Source organism: Mycolicibacter minnesotensis, from assembly GCF_010731755.1.
GTDB lineage: Bacteria > Actinomycetota > Actinomycetes > Mycobacteriales > Mycobacteriaceae > Mycobacterium > Mycobacterium minnesotense.
The window spans coordinates 656,622-676,795 of the sequence record NZ_AP022589.1 but is presented as its reverse complement, the minus strand read 5'-3'; the positions used below and the strand labels follow the sequence as shown (position 1 = coordinate 676,795).

At 65.5% G+C, this 20,174-nt stretch carries 19 protein-coding genes and 1 pseudogene; 10 read left to right on the top strand and 10 right to left on the bottom strand.

Annotated elements, in window-relative coordinates; all coding sequences use genetic code 11:
* Positions 1 to 59 precede the first annotated feature (59 nt).
* On the bottom strand, positions 60 to 1,643 hold the full coding sequence (locus G6N09_RS03375; protein ID WP_083023876.1) for an acyl-CoA synthetase: 1,584 nt from the start codon (positions 1,641 to 1,643) through the stop codon (positions 60 to 62).
* A 118-nt stretch (positions 1,644 to 1,761) separates the two neighbouring features.
* Between G6N09_RS03375 and G6N09_RS03370 the strand changes: the two genes are divergently transcribed.
* Both G6N09_RS03370 and G6N09_RS03365 read left to right on the top strand, forming a co-directional pair.
* The gene (locus tag G6N09_RS03370) at positions 1,762 to 3,684 is read left to right on the top strand and encodes a flavin-containing monooxygenase (RefSeq protein ID WP_083023879.1); all 1,923 of its coding nucleotides are present in this window, start codon (positions 1,762 to 1,764) and stop codon (positions 3,682 to 3,684) included.
* A complete protein-coding gene (locus G6N09_RS03365; protein WP_083023882.1) occupies positions 3,681 to 4,568 on the top strand; it encodes an SDR family NAD(P)-dependent oxidoreductase in 888 nt (295 codons plus the stop codon). The genes G6N09_RS03370 and G6N09_RS03365 overlap by 4 nt, the downstream gene beginning before the upstream one ends.
* Positions 4,569 to 4,582: 14 nt before the next feature.
* Here G6N09_RS03365 and G6N09_RS03360 read toward each other — a convergent pair whose 3' ends face one another.
* Together G6N09_RS03360 and G6N09_RS03355 are read right to left on the bottom strand one after the other, a co-directional pair.
* Positions 4,583 to 5,209 (bottom strand): Dabb family protein, encoded by a 627-nt coding sequence (locus G6N09_RS03360; protein WP_083023884.1) that lies wholly within the window; start codon positions 5,207 to 5,209, stop codon positions 4,583 to 4,585.
* Complete coding sequence (locus G6N09_RS03355) at positions 5,202 to 5,567, bottom strand: hypothetical protein (protein WP_083023887.1); 366 nt, start codon at positions 5,565 to 5,567, stop codon at positions 5,202 to 5,204. Before G6N09_RS03355 ends, G6N09_RS03360 begins: the two co-directional genes overlap by 8 nt.
* Positions 5,568 to 5,669: 102 nt before the next feature.
* Here G6N09_RS03355 and G6N09_RS03350 point away from each other — a divergent pair, with 102 nt between their 5' ends.
* Complete coding sequence (locus G6N09_RS03350) at positions 5,670 to 6,923, top strand: NADH:flavin oxidoreductase (protein ID WP_083023890.1); 1,254 nt, start codon at positions 5,670 to 5,672, stop codon at positions 6,921 to 6,923.
* Here G6N09_RS03350 and G6N09_RS03345 read toward each other — a convergent pair.
* From G6N09_RS03345 to G6N09_RS03320, 6 genes and pseudogenes are all read right to left on the bottom strand, one after another.
* Positions 6,913 to 7,860: a LipP1 family hormone-sensitive lipase gene (locus tag G6N09_RS03345; RefSeq protein ID WP_083023892.1), complete on the bottom strand. Its 948-nt coding sequence runs from the start codon at positions 7,858 to 7,860 to the stop codon at positions 6,913 to 6,915. The genes G6N09_RS03350 and G6N09_RS03345 overlap by 11 nt on opposite strands.
* Positions 7,857 to 8,726 carry an IclR family transcriptional regulator gene (locus G6N09_RS03340; RefSeq protein ID WP_083023895.1) on the bottom strand — a complete coding sequence of 290 codons (870 nt, stop codon included), beginning with the start codon at positions 8,724 to 8,726 and terminating at the stop codon, positions 7,857 to 7,859. The genes G6N09_RS03345 and G6N09_RS03340 overlap by 4 nt, the downstream gene beginning before the upstream one ends.
* A gap of 295 nt (positions 8,727 to 9,021) precedes the next feature.
* Positions 9,022 to 9,273: pseudogene (locus G6N09_RS03335) on the bottom strand (flavoprotein); the annotation flags it as partial.
* A gap of 89 nt (positions 9,274 to 9,362) precedes the next feature.
* Complete coding sequence (bphC, locus tag G6N09_RS03330) at positions 9,363 to 10,271, bottom strand: biphenyl-2,3-diol 1,2-dioxygenase (RefSeq protein ID WP_083023897.1); 909 nt, start codon at positions 10,269 to 10,271, stop codon at positions 9,363 to 9,365.
* 10 nt (positions 10,272 to 10,281) lie between these two features.
* Positions 10,282 to 11,463, bottom strand: coding sequence for an acyl-CoA dehydrogenase family protein (locus G6N09_RS03325; RefSeq protein ID WP_083024025.1), 1,182 nt, complete (start codon positions 11,461 to 11,463; stop codon positions 10,282 to 10,284).
* A 75-nt stretch (positions 11,464 to 11,538) separates the two neighbouring features.
* A complete protein-coding gene (locus tag G6N09_RS03320; RefSeq protein WP_083024028.1) occupies positions 11,539 to 12,600 on the bottom strand; it encodes a ferredoxin--NADP reductase in 1,062 nt (353 codons plus the stop codon).
* Between the two features lie 121 nt (positions 12,601 to 12,721).
* Here G6N09_RS03320 and G6N09_RS03315 point away from each other — a divergent pair, with 121 nt between their 5' ends.
* The 5 genes from G6N09_RS03315 (at position 12,722) to dmpG (ending at position 17,518) form a co-directional block, all read left to right on the top strand.
* Entirely contained in the window at positions 12,722 to 14,344 is a 1,623-nt protein-coding gene (locus G6N09_RS03315; protein WP_109558850.1) for a flavin-containing monooxygenase, read from the top strand.
* Positions 14,341 to 14,511, top strand: a complete 171-nt coding sequence (locus G6N09_RS03310) for a hypothetical protein (RefSeq protein WP_163752646.1) — start codon at positions 14,341 to 14,343, stop codon at positions 14,509 to 14,511. The genes G6N09_RS03315 and G6N09_RS03310 overlap by 4 nt, the downstream gene beginning before the upstream one ends.
* A 58-nt stretch (positions 14,512 to 14,569) precedes the next feature.
* Entirely contained in the window at positions 14,570 to 15,436 is an 867-nt protein-coding gene (locus G6N09_RS03305) for an SDR family oxidoreductase (protein ID WP_083023902.1), read from the top strand.
* A 124-nt stretch (positions 15,437 to 15,560) separates the two neighbouring features.
* Positions 15,561 to 16,493, top strand: a complete 933-nt coding sequence (locus G6N09_RS03300; protein WP_163752644.1) for an acetaldehyde dehydrogenase (acetylating) — start codon at positions 15,561 to 15,563, stop codon at positions 16,491 to 16,493.
* Positions 16,490 to 17,518, top strand: coding sequence for a 4-hydroxy-2-oxovalerate aldolase (gene dmpG, locus G6N09_RS03295; RefSeq protein WP_083028023.1), 1,029 nt, complete (start codon positions 16,490 to 16,492; stop codon positions 17,516 to 17,518). The genes G6N09_RS03300 and dmpG overlap by 4 nt, the downstream gene beginning before the upstream one ends.
* A gap of 59 nt (positions 17,519 to 17,577) precedes the next feature.
* On the opposite strand, the gene G6N09_RS03290 is transcribed toward dmpG, so the two are convergent.
* The gene (locus G6N09_RS03290; protein ID WP_083027583.1) at positions 17,578 to 18,210 is read right to left on the bottom strand and encodes a TetR/AcrR family transcriptional regulator; all 633 of its coding nucleotides are present in this window, start codon (positions 18,208 to 18,210) and stop codon (positions 17,578 to 17,580) included.
* Between the two features lie 241 nt (positions 18,211 to 18,451).
* Here G6N09_RS03290 and G6N09_RS03285 point away from each other — a divergent pair, with 241 nt between their 5' ends.
* Positions 18,452 to 18,961 (top strand): DUF6912 family protein, encoded by a 510-nt coding sequence (locus tag G6N09_RS03285; protein ID WP_083027582.1) that lies wholly within the window; start codon positions 18,452 to 18,454, stop codon positions 18,959 to 18,961.
* Between the two features lie 66 nt (positions 18,962 to 19,027).
* Complete coding sequence (locus G6N09_RS03280; RefSeq protein WP_083027581.1) at positions 19,028 to 20,173, top strand: ferredoxin reductase; 1,146 nt, start codon at positions 19,028 to 19,030, stop codon at positions 20,171 to 20,173.
* Position 20,174: the final 1 nt, after the last annotated feature.

Sequence of the window (20,174 nt, the reverse complement as noted above, 5' to 3'; positions counted from 1 at the left end):
AGCGGAGACTGATCTGCGCTTCCCGCCCAGCGGTCATCGCGTGAGCCGTACTGGATCGATCAGCCGGAAACGGCCTGCGTGGGACTGAACCGCTCCCGTAACAGGCGCTTCAACAGTTTTCCGCTGGGGTTCTTGGGCAGCGAGTCGACGAAGAACAGCTGCTTAGGTGTCTTGAAACCGGCCAGATGTGTCCGACAGTGTCCCAAAAGCTCGCCCTCGTCGATCAGAATGCCGTCGCGGAGCACCACCGCGGCGACGACCGCCTCCACCCACCTCGGGTGGGGCAGACCGAACACCGCCACCTCCTCCACGCCTGGGTGCCGGTAGATGACCTCTTCGACTTCACGACTGGCAACATTCTCTCCGCCCGTCTTGATCATGTCCTTACGGCGATCCACTACATGCAGCAGGCCGTGTTCGTCGTAGTAGCCCAGATCGCCCGAGTGGAACCAGCCGCCGAGGAAAGCTTCCGTGGTCTTCGCCTCGTCATCGAGGTAGCCGAGCATCAGGTGGGGGCTTCGATGCACGATCTCGCCCACCACGCCGGGGTCCGCCGGGGTGCCCTGGTCGTCGAGGATCGCCGTCTCCACATTGATCACCGGTCGGCCCGCCGATCCGGCGTGTGCGTCTTGGTCCTCTGGTCCCAGGGCCGATGCCAGCGGCGCCATCTCGGTCTGACCGTAGAAGTTCCACAGGCGCAGTTCGGGCAGTCGCTCGCGCATCTCGGCCAGGATCTCGGCCGGCATCGCTGAGGCGCCGTAGTACCCCTTGCGCAGGCTGGCGAGACTCGCAGCATCGAAAGACGGCGACCTCAGCAGTGAGATCCACACGGTTGGTGGCGCGAAATAGCTGGTTGCGCCATATTTTTCGATTGTGCGCAGCACCAGCTCGGGATCCGCTCGGGGAAGAATGACACTGGTGGCACCGAGGTAGACGGCAGGGGTCAAGAAGTTGTCGAGTTGCGCGCAGTGATACAGCGGCAGCGAGTGAACGGCGATGTCGGTGCCTTCCATCGAGCCGGCGATGATCGAGCTGATGTAGTTGCCCATCAGGCTGCGAGTCGAGTGCATCGCACCCTTGGGCTGCGCCTCGGTCCCGCTGGTGTACATCAGCCGGATCATTTGATCGTCGGCGACATACGGCGCGGGAGCCGCTGAGGAGGTTGCCAGCCACTGATCGAAGTCATCCCAGCCGGGCGGCAGCATCTGCCCGGGCAGGACGATCGCGGCAGTGGTACGCACACTCCCGCCGAGCTGCATCGCTGCCTGGGCGGTGGGCACCAGATCGGCTTCGACGAGCATCCCGGTGGCTTTGCTGTGGTCCAGGATGAACGAGATCTCCTCGGCGGTCAGCATGAAGTTGATCGGCACCAGCACGACGGCGGCGCGAGCGGTCGCGAAGGCCAGCACCGCGTACTGCCAGCAGTTGTGCGCCAGAAGCGCGAGCCGGTCGCCGGGACCGAAGCCGTTGTCCTGCAACGCGGCTGCGGCACGATCGACAAGGCGCTCGAATTCGGCGAAAGTCAGACAGACATCGCCGTCGATCACAGCTACCTTGTCCGGTTGTCTGCGGGCCGAGCGTCGCGGAATGTCGCCCAGCGCGTGACTGCGCGCCGAACCGAGGACGGCATCGAGCTCGTTCATGCCCCGGACTGTAGGGCCGCCGCGGCGGTTGCGGGCAAGCCGCGTCCCGCTCAGTAGACACGGGCCGGTCGGATCGTCCGCGACGGCCACATACTCGGGGCACGAGCAAGGAGGTTCGATGACGACCGATGCGACCGTGACGGCCGACCACATGGGCTCGGGGCCAGCTGAGCTGCGCAGTTACCTGCGTCAGGCGGATGCCGGGGTCCTGGTTGCGGTGCTGGCCCAACTGACCGGCGATCCCGCCGTGGTCGACCGGTTTGCCGACAAGATCTCGTTCAAGCCCGACCCCCCGGAGCAGATCGGCGTCACCGACGACGAGACCCGCCAGGTGCTGGTGGACGCGGTGATTGCCGCGCTCGACCAACCGCGTCCGGCCGGTGCATTGCCCAGCGATGACCCGGCGCTGTTCGCCCGAGTCGCGCCACTGGCGCTGGGTACCAAGGTGAGTGTCGAGTATGTCGGCTTGCTGCTGGAGCAGGGCGGCTTCCACCCGTCGCAGCCGGTGCTGCCTCGGACCGCCGAGCTTCCGACGGACTTCAAGGTGGTCATCATCGGCGCCGGGATTGCGGGGATGGCCGCCGCGCTGGAATGCGCTGATGCCGGAATCGATTACGAGATCATCGACCGCAACGACGAGGTCGGTGGCACCTGGTACACCGCCGTGTACCCGGGCATCGGTGTTGACACGCCCTCGGCCTACTACTCGCTGTCGCGCGACATCAACGGTGGGTGGTCGAGCTACTATCCGCAGGGCGCTGAGTACCAGAAGTACCTGGAGTCGGTCGCCACCGAAAACAATCTGCGGGACCACACCCGATTCAGCACCGAGGTGGAGGCGCTGTTGTGGGACGAGGAACGCCGGCTGTGGCAGATCCACGCGGTCGGTCCAGACGGCACCCGTGAGGTCAGCTATGCCAATGCGGTGATTCCGGCTGTCGGCTACCTCAACCGCCCACGGTGGCCTGACCTTGCGGGCAAGGATTCCTTCGCCGGCGTGAGCATCCACTCCGCCGAGTGGGACTCGGACTTGGACTTGCGCGGCAAGACGGTGGCGATCATCGGCGCCGGATGCACCGCGGTGCAGATCGTCGACGCCTGCGTCGGCGAGGTCGAGCACCTCACGGTCTTTCAACGTCAGCCGCACTGGGTGGCGCCTCGCAAGCGACTCACCGACGACGTGCCCGAGTCCCGCCGCTGGCTCAACACTCATATCCCGTTCTACGCCAACTGGAATCGGCTCAAGTCGTTCTGGGGCACCGCCGACAACAACTATCCGGTGATCCTGCGGGACCCGGAATGGGCGGCCGACCACTTGTCGATCTCGCCGGCCAACGACGTGTTGCTGCGGATGTGCCTGGATTACATCGACCGGGTATTCGGCGCGGGCTCGGAGTTGGCGAAGAAGGTCACCCCCGACTTCGCGCCCTACGGCAAGCGCATCATTCGTGACCCCGGCGGTTACTACGCTGCGTTGGCCAAGCCGCACGTCGACGTGGAGGCCAGCGAGCCTGCGCGGGTCAACGAACGTGGGATCGTTACCCAGGACGGTCGGCAGATCGACCTGGACGTCATCATCTACGCCACCGGCTACCACCTCGATTTCTTGTCGACGGTCGATATCCGGGGCCGCGACGGTGTCAAGCTCAGTGAGGTCTGGGGAGACAGTCCAAGTGCCTACCGCGGTGGCATGGTTCCCGGCTTCCCGAACATGTTCATCTCGTCGGCGCCCAACTACAGCCCGGGGCACGGTGCCGGACACAACTTCGGTGTGGAGGTGATGGTGCACTACGTGATGGAATGCCTCCAGCTGATGGCGCAGCGCGGCGTGCCGACCATCGAGGTCACCCCGGAAGCGTTCGAGACCTACGTCAGCGAGATCGACAGGGCGATGGCCGACACGGTGTGGTGCCACACGCCCACCGCCCACACCTACTACCGCTCCGGTGGCGGTCGAATTGTCACCGCCTTCCCGTTCCGGCTGATCGATGTCTGGCAGAGTCACCGTGCTCCGATCGAGGGAGACTTCATCCTCCGATGACCGGATTGCTCAGCGGTAAAACCGCATTGGTGACCGGAAGCAGTCGGGGAATCGGGCGGGCAGTCGCTCAGCGACTGGCTGCCGAAGGAGCTACGGTAGCCGTCACCGCACGCTCTCTCCGCACGTCGCCGTCGACCCGCGCAGGCCACACGGAGGCCCTGCCGGGCACGATCGCCGAGACCGTCGAACTGATCGAGGCAGCGGGCGGCAAGGCATTCGGCATCGCCGCCGATCTGGAGGACACCCGCCAGCGTGCCGGCTTGATCGACGAGGTGGTCGACCGGACGGGCCGCATCGACATCTTGGTCAACAACGCCGGATATGCCGACTACTCGGTCATCGAAACAATGCCGATCCAGACCTTCGATCGCACCGTCGAACACTATGTGCGCACGCCGTTTGTGCTGATTCAGCAGGCGATTCCACACATGCGCCGGCAAGGTGCGGGCTGGATCGTCAACATCGGATCCGTCACCGGCCTGGCTCCGGAGCGCCCCTACCGCGACTACAACAAGTCGTCCGGGGATGTGATCTACGCGTCGATGAAGGCGGCACTGCACCGGCTCTCCCAGGGCGTTGCGGCTGAACTGGTGGATTCCAACATCGCCGTCAACGTCGTAGGACCCTCGAGCGCTATCCGGACACCGGGTGCAGACAGCCTGATACCCGATTCGTTCCCGACCGAGCCGGTGGAGTATCTGGCCGAAACGGTGTTGGCGATGTGCCATCTACCGGCCGCCGAGCGCACCGGCCTCGTCGCGTTCAGCCTGCATTACCCCTGGTCCCAGCAGCTCGCCGTGCACAGCCTGGATGGCGCCACCGTGCTTCCGTCGCTCGAGCCGCCCGCGGCCGCCAATCCCAACATCCTGCCTGCCGGACTGTGATTTCCGGCGGGTCGTCACGGTTGAAGGACGGCACGGTCGATCGCGCAGAAGCTGTGGCACACCCGATCGCGAACGATCACCTCGGTGGTCTCGGGGTCGAACCACCGGTCCACCACCGCCCAGTGGATCGGATGCATCAGATATGGCCCCATCAGCCCGGCGACATCGGTGAACTCCTGCTCGAACACATGCGTCCACTCAGTGGATCCGGTCGGTTCGGTCACCCGGCTCAGCTGCCACGCGCACATGGTCCCGACATAGCCGGGCATCGATTTCAGCTCCGACTCGAACCGCGTCAGAGTCTGCGTCGAGGTGTCCGGTTGCACCCGTAGCAGCAGCGTCCGGTACACCGTCGCGGGCTTACCGGTGCCGATCGGAGTGCCCGCATACGTCGCGCCGTTGATTCGGGTGATCGCAGGGTCGGCCAGCGCAGCCGCAAGCTGCGGTTCGGCGATCCGCCACGCTGATTCATCGGGGAAACGCAGATGCGCCAACACATCCCCGCCGTTGCGTGAGCCGGTATCGGTCGGTTCGACGATCCATCGCAGAGCCCCGCTGCGTTCGGCCACCGTGCGGATGGCGGTGAGCACCCGGTCGCGTTCGCCGGATTCGACGTCGAGTAGTCGGGTGACGTTAAACATCGGCTGCCGCGTTCATCTCGCACAGTGCGTCGACGTCACCGGCTGCGGCCGCCACCGAGCGGCTGCGCTCCGCCACCAATTCGTCGATGTCCGACCACCATTGCCCCAACGCGGGATCCGGCCGTCCCTTCCAGGTCATCTGCCACCAGGCCAGTGGGTCGGGCAGTGACCAGGTGATCGTGATGGTGTTCGACTCATCGGCGAACCAGATGGGTGGACTGACGAGCACGCTCTGCAGTGTCATTCCGCGGCCCCGGGCGCCGGGCGCGTACTCCGCGAGATAGCGATCCACGAATCGTCGCGCCAGCCCGGGCCTGGTCACGATCCGGTCGATGACGAAGACTTCACCGTCAGCCATGCAGACGAGGCTAGGGGCGGCCCCGCCATGGGACCGGTTGCAGTCCCGGACATCGGGAGAGTGGCGTTGACGGATCCCACCCGCGGCGAGGACGGTTAGGCGATGAACGATCCCAGCCTGAATCCGTTCGCCCCCGCTCGGCTCGGACCGGTCCGACTGCGCAATCGCGTCATCAAGGCCGCGACATCCGAAGGCCGTTCGCCCGAAGGGTTGGTCACCGACGATCTGATCGACTTCCACGTGAGCTTTGCCAGGGGCGGGGTCGGCATGACCACGGTCGCGTACTGCTGTGTGTCCAAGCAGGGGGCCAGTGCACCGGGGCAGATCGTGATGGACGCCAAGGCCCTGCCGGGCCTGACGAAGCTCACCGACGCGGTGCATGACACTGGCGCCGCCATCTCCGCGCAACTGGGCCACGCCGGCGTGGTGGCGCAGAAGAAGTTGACCGGCGTTACCGCGGTGGCGCCGAGCCGTTTCGTCAATCCCACGTCATTCGCCTACTGCCGCGAGATTCACCGCGACGAGATCTTCACCGTCATAGATCAATTCGGCGCGGCGGCGCAGGTGGCCGTCGATGCCGGATTCGACGCGGTAGAGCTGCATTTCGGGCACCTCTACCTGCCGAGTTCTTTCCTGAGCCCGCTGATCAACCGGCGTAAAGACGAATACGGGGGGGACATCGACAACCGATCGCGGTTCGTACGGCAGATCGCGCAGCGAGTCCGCGACGTCGTGGGCCGGCGGATCGCGGTGATCGCGAAGCTGGACATGGACGACGGCCTGCCGGGCAGCATCTGGATTGACGAGGCGTTGCGCACCGCCCAGCTGTTGGATATCGACGGGACGCTGGATGCCGTCGAGCTGACGCAGGGCTCGTCGGTGTTCAAACCGATGTATCTGTTCCGGGGTGATGTTCCGGTGCGCGAATTCGCGCGGGTGATGCCGCCGGCGCTGCGTCCCGGGGTGCGCGTGATGGGGAAGTGGGCGATGGGCAGCTATCCCTACGAAGATCTCTACATGCTCTCTGCCGCGCGCCAATTCGTGCCGGTCATCAAGAACACCAAGCTGATTCTGCTGGGCGGCATCACCAACCGTGAGCACCTGGAAACCGGGATACGCGAGGGATTCGACTTCATGGCGATGGGCAGAGCGCTGTTGCGCGAACCAGACCTGGTCAACCGGATGATCGAGGATCCCCGGGCACGCAGCCGCTGCGACCACAACAACAAATGCATGGTTACCGTCTTCACGCGCACCCACTGTGTGCTCGATCCGGAACAACGCTACGGCGACGCCGCGCCGCTGACTGCCCCGATGAAACCTGCACAGACCGAAGGCCCGGCGGTTATTTCGTGACGGCCGGGCCCAGAATCTCGGTGAGAGCTGCGCACGCCTGGGCGCGGGCCCGGTGGCAAATGTCGAGGGTGGGCATCGTCATGAAGCCGTGCACTCCACCCTCGAAGTAGCGCACCGCGGTGGGAACGCCCGCGCGCAGTAGGGCGTCGGCGTAGGACCGGCCCTCGTCACGCAACGGGTCGTGACCCGCTATGACGGCGACTGCTGGCGGTAGCCCGGACAGGTCCGGGGCGTGCAGGGGAGATGCGTAGGGGTTGGACCGGTCGGCGACCGAGGGAACGTATTGATCCCAATACCATTGCAGCGCGGGCTGGGGGTTGTAGAAGCCGCGGCCGAATCGTCGGTAGGAGGCCGTGTCGAAGTCGGCATCGATCACCGGATAGAGCAGCAGCTGGCCGCCCAGGCGCGGTCCACCGCGGTCGCGTGCCATCAACGCGGTCACGGCGGCGAGGTTGCCACCCGCGCTGTCGCCGCCGACCAGCAATCTGCTCGGGTCGGCGCCGAGCTCACCGATATGGTCGGCGGCCCAAACGGTGGCTGCATACATATCCTCAGCTGCGGCAGGCCACCGTCCCTCTTCGGGCGCGCGCCGGTAATGCACGGAAACCACCACGGCCGGTAGCCGATTGGCAAAATCGCGGCACAGGTTGTCGTGGCTGTCCAAGTCGCAGAACACCCAACCTCCGCCGTGGGCGTACACCAGGGTCGGGACCGGGCCGGAATCTGCGGCACTCGGGCGGTAGACCCGGATCTCCAGCGGCCCGTCCGGGCCGGCCACAGTGCGGTCATACACGTCGGCGACAGGCTCGGGGGCAGCAGACGGCGTGAAACGCGAGCGGATGACGGCCCGCGCCTCCTCGCCGGTCATGGTGTGCACTGGCGGGAATCCTGCGTTGAGCGCCTCGATGATCCGCGCGATCTGCGCATCCAGAATCATGCGAGCTGCAGGCTTCCTCCGCGGACTGCCGGACCTGCCCGCAGCGGCCGCATCTGCTGCAGGGTCGGGGAGACCCGAACAGGTCCGCAGTCGACGGCCTGCCAGATTCCCATCGCGGCGATACGGACCGGAGCGACGAGTCGCTGGTCCAGCTTGATCCGATTCATCGGGCCGCAGACCGAGATGGCCGCAACAGCTTCACCCGGCTCGCCGATCGGCGCGGCGACGCAGCCGAAACCTGGCAGCGACTCCTCCCGGTCGAAGGCGACGCCATGGGAACGGACTTTCAGCAGCTCGCTACGGAGTTGTGCGTGGGTGGAGATCGAATACTTGGTCTGGCGGGGGAGCAGATCGGTGTTCAGCGCCCCGACGTCACGCTCATCGGCGAAAGCCAGCATCGCCTTGCCCACGGCCGTGCAATGCGCCAGCTTGCGGCCGCCGACACGGGTCGGGATGGCCGCCGCCATCCGGTCGCCGACCTTGTCCATGTACACGACGTCCGGTCCGTCGAGAACGGCCAGGTGGACCACCAGGCCGGTCGCCGCGTGCAGCTCGTGCAGCTTGCGCTGCGCCGCCTTGTGGAGGCGGTCCTGGTGAACCGCTAAGGATCCGAGTTCGACGAGACGCATGCCCAGTTCGTAGTCCCGGCCGCTGCGGCGCAGCCAGCGAAGCTGAACGAGGCGCTCGAGCATGCGGTGGGCCGACGAGCGGGGGAGGCCGGTCCGGCGCACGATCTGTGCCAGGGTCAGGCGGCCGGGACCGTCGAACGCATCGAGGACCAGGGATACCCGGTCGATCACGGCGCTGGGGGTTTCGGCCGGTGCGTCGTTGGTCGCGGTCCTGGGCAATGCGGCGGTCGTGGGCATGTGGGGAACCTCCGTGGCTACATTACTAATAGGCATATGACTAATGGGCATATGTGTACCACACCGGTGTTGTTGCTGTCACACTTCTGCCGGAACTTGATCCGGCCCGCAGCTGCAGTCGGCGCCCAAGTGGCGTCGAGAGCAACGTGATATACGACGTTAAAGCTGCGGAAACATAGTTGATGGCAAACGTATGTTGCTAGACCGTCGAACGTCGGCCACGCTGGGCGACGTTTCGTCAGGCGCGGGCTGGGCTGCGCCCAGCCCGGCGGCCGTAGAAGCTCCCGTCGCCCAGCTACACCCCGCTGGCATAGCCCCAGGCCGCGAGCCCGGCGGCTGACCGTCCCGCTGCTTACAGGCCCGCGAGGGGTTCCCCGCTGACGCGGAGCACTTGGGCGTCGAGTGTGGTGGCCAGCGCGCCGAGGGTGAATCCGCCGGTGCATTCCCGCAGGTCGATGGCGCCGACCGGGGCATTGACCGGTTTCAGCCACTGCGCCTTTTTGTGCAGCACCGGATCGCCGCGGGCGGCTTTTACCTCCGCAGCGGCACCCGCCATCGCGAACCCTGCGATGGCAACGTCGACTTCGTAGTCCCAGCCGGCCACTTCGGCGGCGGCGACCGGGGTGAAGTCAGTGGTCACGGGCGCATCGCTGCGGGCAGGTCGTCAACCCACTGGTGGCCCCAGTAGCTGTCTGCCGTGATTTCTTCAGCGGTGTAGTAAGTCTCGTCGACTCGCATGCCCTCGGTGCCGAACTCGATGTCCCAATCGCCGGGTGCGCGGACGTAGAACGACACCATCTTGTCGTTGGTGTGCCGCCCGAGCGTCGACGACAGTTGGAAGCCGTCCTTGGTGACTCGGTCAAGCGCCTGTCCGACGTTGTCGAGACTGTCGACCTCGACCATGAGATGGATCAGCCCGGGGTCGCGCAACGTCGCCGCGGGGCACAGCGCCAAGCTGTGATGACGCTCGTTGATGCCCAGAAAGCGCACGCGTACCGGCCCGAACTCCGCTGGGACCGGCACCCGGAAGGCGCCGCGTGACTTGAATCCCATTACCTCGGTGTAGAACTCGAACAGGCCGTTGACATCCAGTGCGGGCAGTACCACATGTCCCAGGCCCTGATCACCTGTCAGAAACCTTGCTCCGAAAGGTGTCACGACGGGGCTGTGGTCGAGCACCGCGCCGTGGAACACCTCAAGCGACGTGCCGGCGGGATCCTCGAAGGCGATGACCTCCTCGACGCGGCGGGCGTCTGCTTCGGCCAGCGACAGCTGCTTGTGCGGGACACCCGCAGCTTCGAGGGCGCACGCTACCGCCTGCAGGCCGGCATGGTCACGGACCTCCCAGCCGACGGTGACGATCTTGTCGGTGTCACCCGGGGAGACGATGATCCGCGCGGAGCGCTCGTCCATCCGCAGGTACAGCGAGTCCGGTTCGGGTCCAGTGCCCTGGGCGAAACCCAGTACGCCGAAGGCGAAGTGGCGCCACCTGTCGATATCGGTGGTCTGTACGGAAACGTAGCCGAGGCTCTTGATCACACTCACAGGTCAACCCCTAGATCATCGCCCGCAGCGGACCCTGCGGGTCGACGCCGAGCGAGCTCAGTGCTGAGGCGTGATACACCGTGCCGGGAACGTGGATGGCGTGCGCCTGACCGACGTGGACGTCGCGCCAGTAGCGTTGCAGCGGCTTGTCCATCCGCGCTGCGTTGCCGCCGCAGCGGGCGAAGATCTCGTCGACGGCCGACACCGCCCGCCAGACCGCGCGTACCTGCGTCCGTCGCCCGGCGGCGCGGTCCTCGAACGAAACTTCCTTGCCCGAGGCGACGATGTCGTAGACCCGTTCGGCGTTGGCCAACAGTTCCTGGCGAGCGGCGTTGATGTCGGCAGCAGCCTCCCCGATCGCGTACATCACGTAGGGGTCGTCCTTGATCGCTACGCCGCTGGAGTTCACCCGCGCACGCTGATAGTCGAGGGCGGCGGCAAGCGCGCCCTCGGCGATCCCGATGGTGGCCGAGGAGATGCCAAGCGGGAACATGGTCGACCACGGCATCAGATAGAGCGGTTCGGTCATCCCGGCCTCGCGCTGGGCGGTGCCGTCCATGACCTGCAGGGCATCCATAGTCCGGTAGCTCGGCACGAAGGCGTCGGAGACGATGACGTCCTTGGAGCCAGTACCGCGCAGGCCCACGACGTCCCACGAGTCCTCGACGATCTCGTAATCCTTACGGGGCAGGATCATGTGCAGCATCTGCGGGGGCATCAGCGGTTTACCGTCGGCGTCGCCGATCATGGCGCCCAGGATGATCCAGTCGCAGTGGTCGGTGCCGGAACTGAACTGCCAGCGGCCGTTGAAGAGGTAACCCCCGTCGACGGGCTTGGCGACGCCCTGCGGGGCATACGGCGACGCCACCCAGGTGTCGACGTCGTCAGCCCAGATCTCGTCGCCGACCCGCGAGTCTGCATAGGCGAGCTGGTAAGGGTGAACACCGACGACGCCGTTGATCCAGCCGGCCGACGGATCCAGTGCGGCGGTCGCCATCACCGTCTCGGCGAACTCGCGGGGGTGAACCTCGAGTCCGCCGTGCTTCTTGGACTGCAGCAACCGGATACTGCCGATTTCCTTCATCGACTTGACCGTGTCGTCGGTCAGCTTGCCGATCTTCTCGGCTTCCTCGGCCTGGCCTCGCAGCTTGTCGGCGAGTTCCGCGATGCTGTCAATCACCCGTGTAGTCATGTCAGAGATGGTGACCGCGACGAGTGCGCGGCCGTCGTCCCCGTCCCGGTGAGCGGACGACATTCACCGTCGAGGTCAAAACTCGATTTTCAGCTTGCCCGACAGCGGGCGTGCCTGACAGGCCAGGAACAAGCCCTCGGCGATGTCTTCCTTCTCCAGGATCGCCGCGTTGCCCAGGTCGACCTCGCCTTCGACTACCGTGGCCGCACAGGACCCGCAGTTGCCTTCCCGGCAGGAGAACGGCACCTCGAGGCCCGCGGCGAGCATGACGTCAACCAGATTGTGGCTCTTGGGCCAGCCGAGCTGGTGGACCTCGCCGTCGATGCTGATCTCGGTCTCGGCGGCGTCTTCGTCGTCGGCGATCTCGTCGATCGGCCTGTCGGAGAACGGGTCGCCGGTCAGCGACTGGAACAGTTCGAGGTGAATGTTCTCCCGCGGCACACCCGCCTCGCCGAGCGCATCTTTGACGACTTCCATGAACGGCGCCGGACCACAGATGAAGGACTGGTAGCTGGTGTAGTGACGGGCGAAGCCGCCCATCTGGGCGCGGGTGGGCAGGCCCTGGATGGACTCCAGCCAATGCAGCACGGTGAGTCGGCCGGCGTAGCGAGCCGCCAGGGCGCGCAGTTCGGCGGCGAAGATGACGGAGGCCTCGTCGCGGTTGGCATAGCACAGCACCACTCGGCCCGTGCCCGCGGCGAGTACCGATTTGAGGATCGAGATCACCGGCGTGACCCCGCTGCCGGCCGCCCACAACAGGAAGTCCGCATCGAGGTCTTGTGGTGTGAACTGCCCTGAAGGCGGCAGCACGTCGATCGTGTCGCCAGCGGACAGGTTGTCGCACAGCCAGTTCGACACGTAGCCGCCGCTGGTGCGTTTGACGGTGAACTTGGGCGCGTCGTCGGTGTGCGGAGAACTCGCGAGTGAGTAACAGCGCGCTGCCGAGCCAGTCAGCTCGCTGGGGACGCGCAGGGTCAGGAACTGGCCGGGGCGGTAATCGAATCGGTCCCGATGCTCGCCGGGAACTTCGAGCACAACGGACTTCGCGTCCGGGCTCTCCTCGATAACGGCGGTGACGGTCAGTGATACTGCGCGCAGGCTGAGCCCGGATCGGCCGGTGGATTCTGCATCGGTCATGGCCGACATTGTGAGCTGTACGGCAGGCTCGGTGGGATGTTCTCACCGGTGGCCGGGAGAAATTTCTCGATGCCCGTTGACCGGGAGATGCCCGGCCTCGGGTAGCCGCGGACCATTTACGGTGGCCCCCGTGAGCAGCGCGACCGAGAGCAGTATCGACGTCATTGTGGTGGGTGCCGGGTTCGGCGGCCTGTACGCCCTGCACAAGTTCCGGGAGCAGGGCCTGTCGGTTCGTGTCTTCGAAGCGGCACCCGAAGTCGGCGGAACCTGGTATTTCAACCGGTATCCCGGGGCGCGATGCGATGTCGAGAGCCTCGACTACTGCTATTCGTTCTCCCCGGAGTTGCAGCAGGAGTGGACCTGGACCGAAAAGTACGCGACGCAGAGCGAGATCCTGGACTACATGACGTGGGTCGCCGACAAGCTAGATCTGCGATCGGGAATCACCTTCAACACCAGGGTCGTCTCTTCGGTTCTCGATGAGGACACCCTGCGCTGGACGGTGACCACCGACAGCGAAGAGATGGTCACCGCGCGCTTCGTGGTGATGGCCACCGGGCCACTGTCCTCGCCGTTGACGCCGGACATCCCGGGTCTGGACACGTTCGGCGGCGACATTTATCACACCGCGCACTGGCCGCATGAAGGCGTCGACTTCACCGGAAAGCGGGTCGGCGTGATCGGCACCGGTTCCTCAGGCGTGCAGTCAATTCCGATCATCGCCGAGCAGGCTGCCGAACTCTTCGTCTTTCAGCGCACCCCCAACTACAGCGTGCCGGCGGGCAATCGTCCGCTGACCGCCGAGGAGATCGCGCACGCCAAGGCGAACTACGACGAACGGCGCCGGATGTCGTGGCGCAGCGGCGGAGGATCCCCGCATGTGGCCCATCCAAAGCTGACCATGGAAGCCACGCCCGAGGAGCGTCACGCCGCCTTCGAGGAACGCTGGCATCTGGGCGGCGTGCTGTTCTCCAAGACCTTTGCCGATCAGATGATCAACATCGAGGCCAACGAAGAGGCCCGTAAGTTCTACGAGGAGAAGATCCGCGCGGTGATCGACGACCCTGAGGTCGCCGAGCTGCTGATCCCCAACGACCATCCCATCGGCACCAAGCGAATCTGCACTGACACCAACTACTTCCAGACCTTCAACCGGCCGAATGTGTCCCTGGTCAGCGTCCGCAAGACGCCCATCGAGTCGATCGACGCCTCCGGTATCACGACCTCTGCAAAGCATTACGATCTCGACGCGATCGTGTTGGCCACCGGTTTCGACGCCATGACCGGGACACTGGCCAAGATCGACATTGTCGGTCGCAGCGGGCGGAAACTGGCCGACGACTGGTCGCACGGCCCCCGCACCTATCTCGGGCTCGGTGTCGACGGATTTCCCAACCTATTCTTGGTCTCCGGTCCCGGGGCGCCGGCCGTGCTAGCCAACATGGTCTTGCACGCCGAGGCACACATCAACTGGATCTGTGACGCCGTCGGCTACCTCGACCAGCACGGCTACGCGGCCATCGAGGCCACCGCGGACGCCGTCGACACCTGGATCGCCGACTGTAACCAGCGTGCCGACGCCACGCTGTTTCCCCACGCGAACTCCTGGTACGTGGGCGCCAATGTGCCTGGAAAGGCGCGGGTGTTCATGCTCTTCATCGGGGGATTCGCCACCTACCTCGATATCTGCGCCGAAGTCGCCGGCGCCGGGTACAAGGGATTCCGGCTGCTCAAGGCGTCATGATGCCGAGGCTTGCCGGCAAGGTCGCCGCGGTCACCGGCGCAGTTGACGATCGCGCGACAACGGTGGAACTGGTCGTGGCTGCCGGCCGGCGTTGTTTCACCGGCAGTGCCGATGTCTGGGACCTCGATGCGCTGCTACGGAGCATCACCGCGTGGGTGGACTGGTGACGTCAGGTAGCTGTCTCCGACGTTTTCAAAAGCCAGTGGTGGAAGCGAGAGGTGCGCAGTGGGAACGTACGTAGTGACCGGATCTGCATCGGGCATGGGGCGCCAGGCTGCCGAAAAGCTCCGTGCGGCCGGTCATACCGTCATCGGGATCGACATCAGAGATGCGGACGTCATGGCTGATCTGTCGACGCACATAGGGCGACGAGCGGCTGCCCAGGCGACTCTGGACGCCTGTGGCGGGATCCTCGATGGTGCTGTCCTTGCTGCCGGATTGGGCCCCATCCCCGGACGTCAGCGTTTGATCGCCCAGGTCAACTACTTCGGCGTGGTTGACGTTTTGACCGTCTTGCGGCCCGCATTGGCTCGCGCGGTAAACGCCAAGGTGGTTGTTATTGCGAGCAACTCCACCACCACGACGCCACTGGTACCGCGCCGTGCGATCCGCGCCCTGCTCGCCGGAGATGTCGACAAAGCGCTCGGTGCGGTCCGCATCTTCGGCAGCCGATCCGCCCCGATGATCTACGCGGCCTCCAAGATTGCGTTGTCCCGCTGGGTTCGACGTCACGCGGTCACCGGCGAATGGGCCGGTGCGGGCATCAGGCTCAATGCGATTGCACCCGGCGCCATCATGACTCCGCTATTGGCCGAACAGCTGGCCAATCCCGCCGAGGCCAAGGCGATCAAGGCATTTCCGGTTCCTGTCGGCGGCTATGGTGACGCCGGACAGCTTGCGGACTGGATGGTGTTCATGCTTTCCGATGCTGCTGATTTTCTATGCGGCAGCATGATTTTCGTTGACGGCGGTTCTGACGCGTACTTTCGTGCGGAGTCTTGGCCCGCTGCTGTGCCGGTCTGGGGTTTGCCTCGCTACCTGGTGAAGTTTCTCTCGAATATGCGCTCAAGGAGTTCTCCGGGGGCGACTTGAACCTGTGAGGTATCTGACGTCCAGTGGGTGGACGACGATCCGCGCAACGGAGGCGGATTGCGAGAGGGTCCACGTAGTTGTGCGCTGATATCACGGTGCATCGTGGGGAAAGACGGGAAGCGTTATGGCTGCTAAGGCCTCAGTTGCGATTGTCGGGTCGGGTAATATCAGTACTGACCTGTTGTACAAGTTGCTGCGTTCGGAGTGGCTGGAGCCGCGTTGGATGATCGGCATCGACCCCGAGTCTGAGGGGCTGGCGCGGGCGCGCAAGCTCGGCCTGGAGACCTCGGCCGAAGGGGCGGACTGGCTGCTGGCTCTGGATGAGAAGCCGGACTTCGTGTTCGAGGCCACCAGCGCCTATGTGCACAAGGCGTACGCGCCCAAGTACGAGGCCGCCGGTATCCGGGCCATCGACTTGACCCCGGCTGCGGTGGGCCCGGCGGTGATTCCGCCGGCGAACCTGCACGAACATGTCGACGCGCCGAACGTCAACATGATCACCTGCGGTGGCCAGGCCACCATTCCGATCGTGTACGCCGTCACCCGCGCGGTCACAGCCCAAGGCGGCACCGTGCCCTATGCCGAGATCGTGGCCAGCGTCGCCAGCGTGTCGGCCGGCCCGGGAACCCGGGCCAACATCGATGAGTTCACCAAGACCACTTCGGCCGGCGTGCAGACCATCGGTGGAGCGCAGCGCGGCAAGGCGATCATCATCTTGAACCCGGCCGACCCGCCGATGATCATGCGCGACACCATCTTCTGCCAGATCCCCGAGGACGCCGACCGCGACGCGATCACCGCGTCGATCAAGGATGTCGTCGCCCAGGTGCAGACCTATGTGCCGGGCTACCGGCTGCTCAACGAGCCGCAGTTCGACGAGCCGTCGCTGAACTCCGGCGGGCGTGCGGTGGTGACCACGTTCGTCGAGGTCGAGGGCGCCGGTGATTATCTGCCCCCCTATGCGGGCAACCTGGACATCATGACCGCCGCCGCGACCAAGGTCGGCGAGGAGATTGCCCGCGAGATGGCGGCGGCAAAGGCTGGAGGAGCGAAATGAGCGACCACATCTTCGATGTGCGGATCACCGACACCTCGCTGCGGGATGGTTCGCACCACAAGCGTCACCAGTTCACCTCCGACGAGGTCACCGCGATCGTCGCCGCCCTGGATGCTGCCGGCGTGCCGGTGATCGAGGTGACCCACGGCGACGGCCTGGGCGGGTCCAGCTTCAACTACGGGTTGTCCAAAACCCCGGAGCAGGAACTGATCAAGCTCGCGGCGCAGACCGCCAAGGACGCCAAGATCGCCTTCTTGATGCTGCCCGGCGTGGGCACCAAGGAGGACATCAAAGAGGCGCAGGACAACGGTGGCTCCATCTGCCGTATCGCCACCCACTGCACCGAGGCTGACGTCTCCATCCAGCACTTCGGCCTGGCGCGCGAGTTGGGCCTGGAAACCGTCGGCTTCTTGATGATGGCCCACACCGTCACCCCGGAGAAGCTGGCGGCTCAGGCCCGCATCATGGCTGATGCCGGATGCCAGTGCGTCTATGTGGTCGACTCCGCTGGTGCCTTGGTGCTCGAAGGAGTTCGCGACCGGGTCCAGGCGCTGGTCGCCGAATTAGGATCGGCTGCTCAAGTTGGTTTTCATGGCCACGAGAACCTCGGACTCGGGGTCGCCAACTCGTTGGAGGCCGCACGCGCCGGGGCCAAGCAGATCGACGGTTCGGTGCGCCGGTTCGGTGCGGGCGCGGGCAATGCTCCGGTCGAGGCACTGATCGGGGTTTTCGACAAGGTCGGGATCAAGACCGGCATCGACTTCTTCGACATCGCTGATGCCGCCGAGGAAGTGGTGCGTCCGGCCATGCCGGCCGAGTGCGTGCTGGACCGCAACGCGCTCATCATGGGTTACTCCGGGGTGTACTCCAGCTTCCTCAAGCACGCGGTGCGCCAGGGCGAGCGTTACGGCGTGCCGGCGCATGAGCTGCTGCTGCGGGTGGGCCAGCGCAAGCTGATCGGTGGCCAGGAGGACCAGCTGATCGACATCGCGCTGGAGATTCAGCGGGAGCGGGCCGCGAAATAATCGCGGCATGACGACACGGCCGCAGGCCCAGGCGATCCTGGAACAACTGGCCGGGGCGGTCAGGAGGTTCGAATCCGCTGCCGGAGAACATTTGTCGGTCGGCTTTGGCGTGCTGAGTTGCTGCGGATGGCCGATATGGTCCAGGAGAGGCGATTCTGCAGCTCCTCGGGTGTCGTCCGATTTTGTGCGATCGCCAGAATATTCGTGATCCAGACGTCGGCGACTAGCGCAGCGACGTGGCGCAGGTGTTCGTGATCTGGGGAGTTCGGGTCGCCCACTGCTTCAACGAAGATCGCTATCAGTGTTTCCCGCACCAACGTGGCTCCACGGGCGGCCGAACCGACTGCATGTAGGTAGGCACGTGCCACGGTATCGGCGAACCGCGGCGTGGACGACATTCGTTCGGTCAGTGCGTCGACGACGAGCTGCAGCCGCCGGTAGGGATCAGCTGGTCTGGATGGCGTCGGGGTCGTCGCGGCTTTGAAATCGTCTAGCCAACTGTGCAGACAGTAGACGAGCAGGTCATCCTTCGAAGAGAAATGTTGATAGAGCGCGGTTGGGCTTACTCCCGCTGAATCCGCGACCGATCTGATGTGCACCGACGCATAGCCGTTCACCGCTTGTTGCCGAGCGGCCAGGACGATCCTCGCGCGTTGTTGAGCCGGGCCGGATCTGACCACCCTTTCATCCACTGACTGTGCTCCTAACTATGGCGATCGTTGTCGGCCCGCGCGGCGAGACTATGCCGACCGCTGGCGCGCTGGGTGTCGGGTTTCCGCTCATCGGAATGTTCTTCAGCGGTCGTCGAGGTAGTGGCGCCTATCGCGGTTCCGCTCGGAGCACGGGGCCGGGTTCGGCCATGACCGCCGGAACTATGTGCCGACCGTTTGTCGATCACGCTAAGGCTGACCGAGCGGACTAAGGTCTGGGCTTATGCGGGTATACATCCCGGCGACACTGGCCATGCTGGCCCAATTGGTCGCCGATGGTTCAATGCGTCCGGTCAGTGGGACGGCGTTCGCGGTGACGCCCGCACTGCGCGAGGCCTATGCCCACGGCGACGACGATGAGCTGGCCGAAGTTGCGCTCGGCGAGGCGGCGCTGGCCTCGCTGCGCTTGCTCGGTGCCGAGGACGGTGCGTCGGCAGGCGAGAAGCTGCCCACCCGCCGTGCGGTATTGGTGGCTGAGGTGGACGGGGCTACTACCCGGCCCGACCTGGATGTGGCGGTGGTTCGGCTGGCGGGGCCGGTGGCGATCACGGACGTCGTCGCGGCGTATGTGGACAACGCTGCGGCTGAACCGGCCGTGCGGGCGGCCATTGCGGTGATCGACGACGCCGATCTGGGCGACGAGGACGCCGAGCTGACTGTTGGGGACGCGCAGGATCATGACTTGGCCTGGTACGCGACCCAGGAGCTGCCGTTCCTGCTCGACCTGCTCTGATGCCGCCGAGGTGAGGTTACGGTACCGTAGGTTTGTCAACCTTCGGTAGCGAGCAGGGAAGTCTTCGTGAGCAAGAAGCATTCGGCGATCGTCGCGCAGATCGGTGACACCAGGCGCCCGACCGCCGCGGGGTCCGATCGCCATCCAGGCTGGAATGCTCTGCGTCGTATCGCAACACAGATAACCACCCCGTTGCTGCCGGACGACTACCTACGGCTGGCCAATCCGTTGTGGTCAGCGCGGGAACTGCGGGGCCGGGTGGTGGCGGTTCGGCGTGAGACCGAGGATTCGGCGACGCTGACCATCAAGCCCGGCTGGGGTTTCCACTTCGATTACCAGGCCGGCCAGTACATCGGCATCGGTCTGCGGGTCGACGGGCGGTGGCGCTGGCGGTCCTATTCGCTGACATCTGCGCCGCTGCGCGGTGCGCGCACCATCTCGATCACCGTCAAGGCGATGCCGGAGGGTTTTCTGTCCAGCCATCTGGTGGACGGTGTCGCCCCGGGGACCGTGGTGCGGCTGGCTGCCCCGCAGGGCGAATTCGTCTTGCCTGAACCGCCCCCAGCTGCGCTGCTGTTCGTCACCGCGGGATCCGGAATCACCCCGATCATGGCCATGCTGCGCTCACTGGCCCGCCGAGGCGCCATCGCCGACGTAGTCCACCTGCATTCGGCGCCCACGGCCGCCGACGCGCTGTTCGCCGACGAGCTCGCCGCCTTGGCGCGTGCGCATCCTGGCTACCGGCTGCTGTTGCGCACCACACGCGACCAGGGCCGGCTCGAGCTGCGGGGGCCCGAGGTCCTCGACGGGGAAGTGCCTGATTGGCGCGTGCGGCAGACGTGGGCGTGTGGGCCCGCGGCGTTGTTGGCCGACGCCGAGCGCGCCTGGGCTGCCGCCGGTATCGCCGACCACCTGCACGTGGAGCGATTCGCCGTGGCCCGCACCGCGGTGGCCGAGGGCGGTGGCACGGTCACCTTTGCCGCGAGCGGCAAGAGTGTGGCAGCAGATGCCGCGACGACGCTGCTCGAGGCCGGCGAGAACGCCGGCGTTTCGATGCCTTTCGGATGTCGCATGGGTATCTGTCAGTCGTGCGTGGTGATGCTGGTCGCCGGACAGGTACGCGATCTGCGCACCGGTGCCGATCATGAGCCGGGCACTCGTGTCCAGACGTGCGTCAGCGCTGCGGCCGGCGATTGCGAACTAGACGCCTGAC

Excerpts from the sequence above, each read along its gene's own strand:
- G6N09_RS03350 (WP_083023890.1), top strand. The coding sequence starts at position 5,670 with ATGAACGATCCCAGCCTGAATCCGTTCGCCCCCGCTCGGCTCGGACCG.
- G6N09_RS03325 (WP_083024025.1), bottom strand. The coding sequence starts at position 11,463 with ATGACTACACGGGTGATTGACAGCATCGCGGAACTCGCCGACAAGCTG.
- G6N09_RS03300 (WP_163752644.1), top strand. The coding sequence starts at position 15,561 with ATGGCTGCTAAGGCCTCAGTTGCGATTGTCGGGTCGGGTAATATCAGT.
- dmpG (WP_083028023.1), top strand. The coding sequence starts at position 16,490 with ATGAGCGACCACATCTTCGATGTGCGGATCACCGACACCTCGCTGCGG.
- G6N09_RS03365 (WP_083023882.1), top strand. The coding sequence starts at position 3,681 with ATGACCGGATTGCTCAGCGGTAAAACCGCATTGGTGACCGGAAGCAGT.
- G6N09_RS03370 (WP_083023879.1), top strand. The coding sequence starts at position 1,762 with ATGACGACCGATGCGACCGTGACGGCCGACCACATGGGCTCGGGGCCA.
- G6N09_RS03320 (WP_083024028.1), bottom strand. The coding sequence starts at position 12,600 with ATGACCGATGCAGAATCCACCGGCCGATCCGGGCTCAGCCTGCGCGCA.
- G6N09_RS03310 (WP_163752646.1), top strand. The coding sequence starts at position 14,341 with ATGATGCCGAGGCTTGCCGGCAAGGTCGCCGCGGTCACCGGCGCAGTT.
- G6N09_RS03285 (WP_083027582.1), top strand. The coding sequence starts at position 18,452 with ATGCGGGTATACATCCCGGCGACACTGGCCATGCTGGCCCAATTGGTC.
- G6N09_RS03340 (WP_083023895.1), bottom strand. The coding sequence starts at position 8,726 with ATGCCCACGACCGCCGCATTGCCCAGGACCGCGACCAACGACGCACCG.
- G6N09_RS03375 (WP_083023876.1), bottom strand. The coding sequence starts at position 1,643 with ATGAACGAGCTCGATGCCGTCCTCGGTTCGGCGCGCAGTCACGCGCTG.
- G6N09_RS03355 (WP_083023887.1), bottom strand. The coding sequence starts at position 5,567 with ATGGCTGACGGTGAAGTCTTCGTCATCGACCGGATCGTGACCAGGCCC.
- G6N09_RS03345 (WP_083023892.1), bottom strand. The coding sequence starts at position 7,860 with ATGATTCTGGATGCGCAGATCGCGCGGATCATCGAGGCGCTCAACGCA.
- G6N09_RS03360 (WP_083023884.1), bottom strand. The coding sequence starts at position 5,209 with ATGTTTAACGTCACCCGACTACTCGACGTCGAATCCGGCGAACGCGAC.